Here is a 5208-nt window from a genome sequence, read left to right as displayed (position 1 = left end):
GCACCGCCCCGACCTGATCGGTGGGTTCTTGAGACGTGGAGCGGCGGTGAGCTGCGCAGCAGCGTCCAGCTCGACTGACGCTCGGGCAACGCGCCGGGGCTCTACTGTGGCGGTGCGGTCGAGAAGTGGGGACTTCGCTGACGCCGCACGCGACAGACCGGCGGGGGGCCGCCGGTTTCGCCCTGCTCTCGGCCGCGACGCACAGCGCGGCAGAGAGCAGCACCCGCCGGCTCAGCAGCCCGCTGAACCATCCCCTCACGGGACGGTCGGATCACCGGGGTTGATCCGCCCCTCCGAGCCGCGGAAGCACGCCTACTACGCGCGTGTCCCGTCAAGCAGTCGCATGTGCTCCTCCTCGCTGGCCCTCCGCCAGCCGTAGGGCGCGACAACCACGTACGTCACGCCGCCCTCCTCAACTCGGAGTCGTCCGCCGGAAAGCCCACCGGTCCCCACCTCTTCATCGATCCACACGAGCAGCTGCGAAGTCCAGTCCGCAGCATCTCGCGGAGTGGCGTGGATCCAGGGCTGATCATTTCCCGACGACGGCAACGCGATCCTGATCCGAGCCGTGTGACCGCTGACCTGAACAAGCCGCAGGTCGAGCAGACCCGCGACCAGCCGCACGTCATCGATCCGGTAGTCGTACTCCGAAACCGGATGACGCCGCCGCATCCCGACCGCCTCGAGCGCTGCGGCTAGCTCGGCATCTGGCAACACGAGCTGATCCTTCCGCAGGTCCCCCGCGATCCCCTTAAGGGACGCCGTTAGGCAGATCGAAGCGTCAGTGGACGATGCCAGCGGGTGCCGGTCGCGCGACTCGGCCGTGATCTGGCTGGCGGGCTCGGAGTGAGGACCTGGTGAGGAGGAGACCCGCAGTGACAGCAGCCAGCGACGTAGGGACTCCGGTGAAGGGCAAGGTGTCCGCGACATCCCACGGGAGGAAGAACGCTCCGGGGTCGGTGAGCGGGTTGATGACCATGAGGAGCCCCACACCGATCAGCGTGACGGGTCGTCCGGGTGAGAGGACGAACGTGCCGAGTATCACGAGCGGGAAAACGACGGTCCAGAGGATCGTCGTGGTGATCCACGTGAAGTCCGACTGCGTGGCGCTGTAGCAGCCCTCATCTAGGCCACTGAAGCACGAGCTCCAGTGCACCAAGAACGCGGCGACAGCAGCAGCGCCAAGCGATGCGACTGTCCATCCAACGAACGGGCCTGACTTCGTAAGTCGCGTCATGGGCTCACCATAGGACTCGAAGGAGAACCTGAGATAGGTCCGCGCGGTCGAAGCGAAGGCCACTGTCGCACCCCCGCTCGCTCCGGTGGACGATTCACCTACGGAACACATGATCGTGCAACCGTGCCGTGTGCTGCTCAACCGACGATCACGGCGGTACGCAGAGCCAGAACCCAGCTTGTGACGGCGCCGACTACGCCCAAGGCGAGCAGCAGCGACCTCCCTCGAGCGTGGGAGCGCGTGCTGAGGCGCATCGCTACGATCAGGAGTACGAGGGTCGCGAGGGCGACAGAGCACAAAGCCGGCCACGCGACGTAGAACCCCGTGCACTGAGGCGGAAGGGACTCGTTGCATGCGAACGTGAATCCGTCGAGGAAGACGCCCGCGACAAGGGCGAGGAGAGTGATGGCGCCCGCGATCACGGCGGAAGTCTTGAGCGACAGTGTCTGCACAACATCACTCTCGGACCAGTGAGTGAACGGCAGGAGCGCACTGGGCCACCCGGGTCGGATCCACACCGGTGAACGATGGCACTCGGAGTCGTCGCGGCGATCGTCGGCGTGCTGCTTTTCTGGATCGGCGCGCACCGCCAGCGCCGGTGAACCGTTGACCGATCCCCATATGGGACGCGACGCTTGGAACGTCGAGGAGGATGGCTGTTATGCCAGTCGTCTTCGATGGAACCGTGTGGACGCACTACTCCCAGCTGCAACTCACAACCGGCGCTGCGTCGGTTGAGGATCCTCGTGATGCGTTCGACGGACAAGAGAATGGGCTGTGCGGAGCGAGTTTGCCCGGCGCCCTCTTCATGCGGACAGGTATCCACACCGGGTACGTACAGGTTCGAGTCAGCACGTTGGACACAGCGCCTGAGCTCGGCTTGTGGGAGGAGATCGTCGAGGCGAGCTTCCAGCCCGAAGGACCGGATGCGGTGCTTAGCGGATGGTCTGGGGACTCCGCCGCGTCGTTCCAGCTCACGGCGTCCGCCTATCGGGCCCGGTGGTGCGCTTCCGGCATGGAAGAGGGCCGGCGACAAGATGTCGCCGACGAAGCGCATCCGGCGCCTGACCGGTACGCGCTGTATCTGTGGCCGGCGCCTGCCTCGGCGGACGCGGTAGTGCGGCAAACCTCGGCAATTGCCGCGTACTGGCACAACGACGCCTCTCCGCGCAGCTAGCTTCACCAGGGCGATCGCTCGTTCGGTGAACGATCTCCAGCAGCGATGCGGGTGAGAGCGGCACACCTAGACTCCTGCGCATGACTGCTTCGTCATCCGTGGACGTGTCGCGGCGCCGACGTCGTCCGGCTCGTCGCCGCCTGTCCTTCTTCGGCGTCTTGGGTGAGCTGCTGATGACCGCAGGGATGCTCGTTCTGCTGTTCCTCGCCTGGCAGCTGTGGTGGAACGATGCGGTGATCGCAGGGCGGCAGGAAGATCAAGCGGCCGAGCTGCGCCAGAGCTGGGGCGATGACGCGCCGTCCGCGGAGGCGCCGTCCGAGCCGACCGCTGAGCCGGCCGTCCCCGGTGACCCGGTGATCGCGCCGGTCGCAGCTCTGGACACCACGTTCGGCAACCTCTACATCCCCCGGTACGGCGAGGGGTGGGTGCGCACGATCGCTGAGGGCGTCGACGCGGAGAACGTGCTCGACGTGGGCAGCATCGGCCACTACCCGGGAACGCAGATGCCCGGCGAAATGGGGAACTTCGCGATCGCGGCGCACCGCTCCGCCGCCGGCGGAGGAATGCACCTCATCGATGAGCTGCAACTAGGTGACGCGATCTACATCGAGACCGCCGACGGCTGGTACACCTATCGGTTCCGGAACCTCGAATACGTGCAGCCCTCCGAAGTGCAGGTCATCGATCCGGTCCCCTGGACGAGCGACGTCGTTCCGACGGATCGTCTGATCACGATGACGAGCTGCAATCCGCTGCTGTCGACCGCGGAGCGGATCATCGCCTACGGCGTCTTCGAGTCGTGGCAGCCCCGCTCCGCAGGAGCGCCTGCCGAACTCGCTTCTTCCCTCGCGACCTGACGTCCGGCGTCGGCGCTGGCACCGACGAGGGCGGCGAGCCGGTTTCATGCTGCGGCAGACGTTTGCGGGTGGGGTGGACATGTACAGGATGAACCCGCTTTCGAAGGAGCCCGTCATGACTGCCGCCCCTGACCGAGACCCCCTGGACGTCCTGCTGGATGAGTCCAGCCCCCGCACATCGACAGTGACGAACGACATCGCTGTCGAGCTGGCCGAGCTTCAGCAGCTCGCGGCGGCAGAGGCCCGCGTCAACCGTCACCGCTGGGCGCGTCCTGCGGTCGCCGGAGTGGCGTCGCTGGTACTGCTCGGTGGCATGGCGACCGCGGCCGCCGCGGCGACGGGCGCGTGGTCGCCGTGGGCGGAGACGCCGGACGCCTCGATCACCTATTCGCTGCCCAGCGGCGTCCAGTGTGAGGAGCGCATGGGAGACGTTCAAGGGACCGATCCGGCGGCCGTCGCCGTGGTCGAGAACTTCTACCAGACGACCGACGTCGACGCCCTCCTCAGCGACGGCGCGCTCGAGGCGACCATCGCGCAGCTGCGTACCGAGGACCGATCCTTCATCAACGCTGACGGATCCCGCACGCCGGCCGGCTACGGCACCGAGTTCTACAACGCCGACCGGGAGTACTCGACCGCCGTCGGGCGCATCATCAGCAACGCTCTCGACGCCGAACTTGCTGCGCAGGACGTCGCCGTCGACGCCGCGAACCTCAGCATCGCCGGCGAGGCCCACTGCCCCGGAGCGACCTGGTGACCCGCCAGAAGTCCGATGAGGCGGAGCGACTCAGTGAGGCTCTGCGCGTCGCCTCGCCCGACCTGCTCAAGTACCTGCAACGCCGCCTCCCTCTCGAGGACGCCGCCGACGCGCTCGGGGACGTCATGCTCACCGCATGGCGCCGTGTCGGCGCCCTCCCCCGCACCGCGGAGGAGTCGAGGATGTGGCTCTTCGGCATCGCCCGGAACGTCCTCTCGAACAGCACCCGCACTTCGAACAGACGAACCGACCTCTCCGGCCGGCTCCGCGGCGTCCTCGCGACCGCTCCCACCGAAGGACGCCCCGCCGACGAAGGAGTCGACGTGCGCGACGCGATCGCCAGGCTCGCGCCAGAACAGGCCGAGCTCGTCCGCCTCATCCACTGGGACGGCTTCTCCATCACCGAAGCCGGACAACTCCTCGGCTTCCCCGCGTCCACCGCACGCACCCGCTATCAACGAGCACGAGAAGACCTGCGGTCAACCCTGGCGGCGACGACGACGCCAAGCCTCTTCGAGCGGTCCGCTGAAAGCGTCCCGCTGATCGATCCTCCTACGGGGCGAGGCGGTCGCGGGGTGGAACACTCTGCGGTAGCTTCACGACCGGGGGTGGTCATGGTGGAAGTGCTTAAGGGCGTGAGCCTGCTCGCGTCGGGTGTCGTGATCGCCTTCCTCTGCTCGGTGTCGGGGTTTCAGGCCGGCGTTCGTGCGGACCTGGATCAGACCGGGGGCCAACTCAGCCCGGTCCTGCTCGTGGGCTTTCTGATCGGACTCGTCGTGTCAGCCGTCGGCGCGATCGTGCTCTACCGGTGCTACGAGCGTGCCCGCGGCGTTCGCTAGCTGCTAGCCGTAATCCGCAGCCGGGGCGTCACGCGCTGTGGACACGCGGCCTGTGGCGATGCGGTCGAGAAACGGAGACTTCGCTAACGCCTCACGCGACAGACCGACGGGGGCCGCCGGTGCCGCCCTGCTCTGGGCCGCGACGCACAGCGCGGGCGAGAGCAGCACCCGCCCGCTCACCGGCCACTGAATGACCCCTGTGCGGAACGACGAACGGGCGGGCGCCCCCTAAAATCAGCGCTCGTGCGGTTTCGCCCGAATATCCAGCTCCGTTTCGGCATACTCCTGCCCGCAGCTCTGATCTGCGTGCCGGCAGCGACAGTATGGAAGCCCGGCCTCGC

General features: G+C 67.3%; 6 protein-coding genes. 4 read left to right on the top strand and 2 right to left on the bottom strand.

What is annotated here, in order from left to right; translation table 11 throughout:
* Positions 1–315: 315 nt before the first annotated feature.
* Positions 316–717, bottom strand: a complete 402-nt coding sequence (locus C5C54_RS17240; RefSeq protein WP_104288881.1) for a hypothetical protein — start codon at positions 715–717, stop codon at positions 316–318.
* A gap of 64 nt (positions 718–781) precedes the next feature.
* Positions 782–1237: a hypothetical protein gene (locus tag C5C54_RS17235; protein WP_146078893.1), complete on the bottom strand. Its 456-nt coding sequence runs from the start codon at positions 1235–1237 to the stop codon at positions 782–784.
* Positions 1238–1898: 661 nt separating this feature from the next.
* Between C5C54_RS17235 and C5C54_RS17225 the strand changes: the two genes are divergently transcribed.
* The 4 genes from C5C54_RS17225 (at position 1899) to C5C54_RS17210 (ending at position 4867) form a co-directional block, all read left to right on the top strand.
* On the top strand, positions 1899–2414 hold the full coding sequence (locus tag C5C54_RS17225) for a hypothetical protein (protein WP_104288878.1): 516 nt from the start codon (positions 1899–1901) through the stop codon (positions 2412–2414).
* 80 nt (positions 2415–2494) lie between these two features.
* Positions 2495–3271, top strand: coding sequence for a class E sortase (locus C5C54_RS17220; RefSeq protein WP_104288877.1), 777 nt, complete (start codon positions 2495–2497; stop codon positions 3269–3271).
* A gap of 115 nt (positions 3272–3386) precedes the next feature.
* The gene (locus tag C5C54_RS17215) at positions 3387–4028 is read left to right on the top strand and encodes a hypothetical protein (RefSeq protein WP_146078892.1); all 642 of its coding nucleotides are present in this window, start codon (positions 3387–3389) and stop codon (positions 4026–4028) included.
* The gene (locus tag C5C54_RS17210; protein WP_104288875.1) at positions 4025–4867 is read left to right on the top strand and encodes an RNA polymerase sigma factor; all 843 of its coding nucleotides are present in this window, start codon (positions 4025–4027) and stop codon (positions 4865–4867) included. Before C5C54_RS17215 ends, C5C54_RS17210 begins: the two co-directional genes overlap by 4 nt.
* Positions 4868–5208: the final 341 nt, after the last annotated feature.

The organism is Rathayibacter sp. AY1F2 (assembly GCF_002930885.1).
In the GTDB taxonomy this organism is placed as follows: Bacteria; Actinomycetota; Actinomycetes; order Actinomycetales; family Microbacteriaceae; genus Rathayibacter.
The sequence above is the reverse complement of the archived record's forward strand: the minus strand, read 5'-3'. Positions and strand labels throughout refer to the sequence as shown.

Bases quoted from the DNA above. Each gene is read 5' to 3' on its own strand.
- C5C54_RS17235 (WP_146078893.1), bottom strand. From the start codon at position 1,237: ATGACGCGACTTACGAAGTCAGGCCCGTTCGTTGGATGGACAGTCGCA.
- C5C54_RS17225 (WP_104288878.1), top strand. From the start codon at position 1,899: ATGCCAGTCGTCTTCGATGGAACCGTGTGGACGCACTACTCCCAGCTG.
- C5C54_RS17220 (WP_104288877.1), top strand. From the start codon at position 2,495: ATGACTGCTTCGTCATCCGTGGACGTGTCGCGGCGCCGACGTCGTCCG.
- C5C54_RS17215 (WP_146078892.1), top strand. From the start codon at position 3,387: ATGACTGCCGCCCCTGACCGAGACCCCCTGGACGTCCTGCTGGATGAG.